Origin of the sequence: Stenotrophomonas sp. 2YAF22 (genome assembly GCF_052114665.1) — a bacterium.
GTDB classification, from domain to species: Bacteria; Pseudomonadota; Gammaproteobacteria; order Xanthomonadales; family Xanthomonadaceae; genus Stenotrophomonas; species Stenotrophomonas indicatrix.
Map to the genome: position 1 here is coordinate 1 of NZ_JBFRFE010000551.1, position 2,998 is coordinate 2,998.

Below are 2,998 nucleotides of genomic sequence, written 5' to 3' on the forward strand. Positions count from 1 at the left end.
GGCTCGCAACGGCGACCACAGGTCGCTGCTCACTTCGCCCCTCCAGGCCAGCTGCCATAGCGCCAGCTGGAAGTCCTCGGCCGCCGCCGCACTACCGGCCAGGCGTGACTGCACCTGCGTGGCCAGCTGCCGCGCGAAGTAGGCGCCGCCATCGGCCAGGACCTGCACGATGGCGTCCTGCATCGGTGTACGTAGCGCCGGATCCGCTTCCGGCAGCAGCGGCAACGTTTCGGCGGCATGTTCCTGCAGGTGCAGCGACACCAGGCCGTCGTCGTCACCCAGCCGCCCGTGCCCGGCCCACAGCACCCTGCCGGTGGCCAGCAGCTCATCAAGCAGGGCCGGTGCGTAGTCGCGCACCCGGGCCGGCAGGACCTGGTGTTCCCACACCGAAACCGGCAGCGGCAACCCCGCCAGCTGCTCGACCACACGGGCAACGCCGTCRCTGCCCTCAAGCATGGCCGCTACGGCACCATTGCGGGCATGCCCGGCGCCGCCTTCCAGCAACACCCCCTGCCCCTCCAGCAGCAGGCGCACATAGGCTGCCGGTGGCACCGGCCGGGTGGCTTCACGTGCGGCCTGCAGCGAACGCAGGCGCAGACGCTGCAACACATCTTCGCTGACCCATTCGTGCACTACATCCGGCGACGGATGCCCCCCCTCATTTCCCTGCTGTCGCCGCGCTGCGCCGAAATTGCCACGCAGCACCCGCCCCTGCTCCTGCAGCCTTTTCAGCGCGCCGTCGACCACCGCCACACCCAGCCCGAACCGCKTGGCCAGCGCSCTGCTGGTGAAGGGCGCATGCGTACGTGCGTGGCGGGCCAGCAGATCGCCGAGGGGATCGGGCATGCCTGCAAGAAACACCTCGGGCAGCCCGCCCGGCAGCGCCGTACCCAACGCATCGCGCACACGTGCGGCGTCCTCCACGGCGACCCACTGCGTGTGGCCGGCAATTGAAGCCGGGATGGCGCGCTGCTGCGCCTGCAGCGCTGCCAGGTGCACTTCCACGCATTCCGGATCGGACAGGCGCAGCGCCAGGTCCAATGCAGGCAACGGTCCCAGCTCGCGCAGCAGGTCGGACACGCCTTCCATGCCATGGGCCCTGCGCGCAGGTTCCAGCCGCTGCAGTTCACGTTCAACCTGATCGACCACCCCCGCATCCAGCAGTTCGCCCAGGTCTACCTGGCCCAGCAGCTCGGCGAGCAGGCCACTGTCCAGTGACAGCACCGAGGCGCGGCGCTCGGCCAGCGGCACGTCCGCCTCGTACATGAACTCGGCGACATAGCCGAACAGCAGATTGGCCGCAAACGGCGAAGGCACCTCGGTCGCGACGTCCAGCAACTGCACCTGGCCGCGTTGAACGCGTTGCATCAGCGCGTCCAGCGCATCCAGGTCGTAGACATCCTGCAGGCACTCGCGGGCGGTCTCGATCAGGATCGGGAACTCCGCATGGGCCTGCGCGATTTCCAGCAACTGGCCGGCGCGCAGGCGCTGCTGCCACAGCGGCGATCGACGCCCCGGCGTGCGACGCGGCAACAGCAGTGCGCGCGAGGCACACTCGCGGAAGCGCGCCGCGAACAGTGCCGAATGACCGACCGCCGCGGTGATCGTGCGGCGCAACCGCTCCGGTTCGAACACGAACATGTCCGCCCCCGGAACGCGCCCGGTACTGTCGGGAATCCGCGCGATGATGCCATCGTCGCTGGCGACCACTGCCGGGTCGATGCCCCAGCGTTCGCGCAATCGTGCTGCCACCGCCAATGCCCACGGATCATGCACGCGGCGGCCATACGGCGAATGCAGCATCACCCGCCAGTCGCCCAGCTCGTCGCGGCAGCGTTCCACCACCAGACGCAGATCGGTGGGCAGCACGCCCGTGGCCTGCCGCTGCTCGGCGACCAGGCCGAGCATGTTGCTGATCGCGTTGGCGTCCAGGCCACTAGCCTGCAGGCGTGCGTGCAGCGCCTTCGAAGGGGTGTCACCGCCATCGATGTCAGCCTCGATCACGGCGAGAAACGCGCCGATGGCCTGTCCCAGTTCGGCAGGGCGGCCGACACCTTCGCCACGCCAGAACGGCAGGCGCGCCGAACGTCCGGGTGCGGGCGTCACCACCACCTGATCGTGGGTGATCTGGTCGATCCGCCATGAGGTCGCGCCCAGCGTGATCACATCATTCACCCGCGACTCGTGGACCATCTCCTCGTCCAGCTCACCGACGCGACGCGATCCGGCCCGCTCTTCTCCTTCAGGCAGCACCACGCTGTACATGCCACGGTCGGGAATGGTGCCGCCGCTGGTAACCGCCAGTTGCTTCGCACCAGGGCGAGCGCTGAGCTCACCGCTCTGCCGGTTCCATACCAGCCGCGGCCGGAAGCCGGCGAAATCCTCGGACGGATAGCGGCCGGAAAGCATGTCCAGGACGGCGTCGAAAGCACTGCGCGGGAGTGAGCGGTACGGCGCGGCTCGGCGTACCCGGGCATACCAGGCATCGGCCTGCCACGGCTCCATCGCCACCGCCGCCACCGTCTGCTGGGCCAGCACATCAAGCGGGTTGCGCGGCGGAGCGATGGCCTCGATGCGTCCGGCCAGCATGCTGTCCACCACCACGGCGGCATCGATCAGGTCGCGCCGCGTACGCGGATACACCAGACCGCGGGACATGCCGCCCACCTGGTGGCCGGCGCGACCAACGCGCTGCAGGGCGCTGGCCACCGACGGCGGCGCGGCCACCTGTATCACCAGGTCAACCAGCCCCATGTCGATCCCCAGCTCCAGGCTGGACGTGGCCACCACGCAGCGCAGTGCACCCGATTTCAGCGCCTGCTCGATCTCGCCGCGCTGCTCCTTGGAGACCGATCCGTGATGCGCGCGTGCAATCAGTGCCGGCGCAGCGGAGACCCGGTTGACCGTACCGCCGGTGAAAGAGCCATAGGCCAACCCGTTACCCGAATCGCCACGGATTGCGCCGTCTTCGCCACTGCGTCCGGCGTGCAGCTCGTTC

1 protein-coding gene is annotated in these 2,998 nt (G+C 69.2%); it reads right to left on the reverse strand.

All coding sequences use genetic code 11. The annotated features are described in order from the left end of the window. On the reverse strand, positions 1–2,998 hold a 2,998-nt coding region (locus tag AB4Y84_RS17975), incomplete at both ends, for an ATP-dependent helicase (protein WP_442250586.1).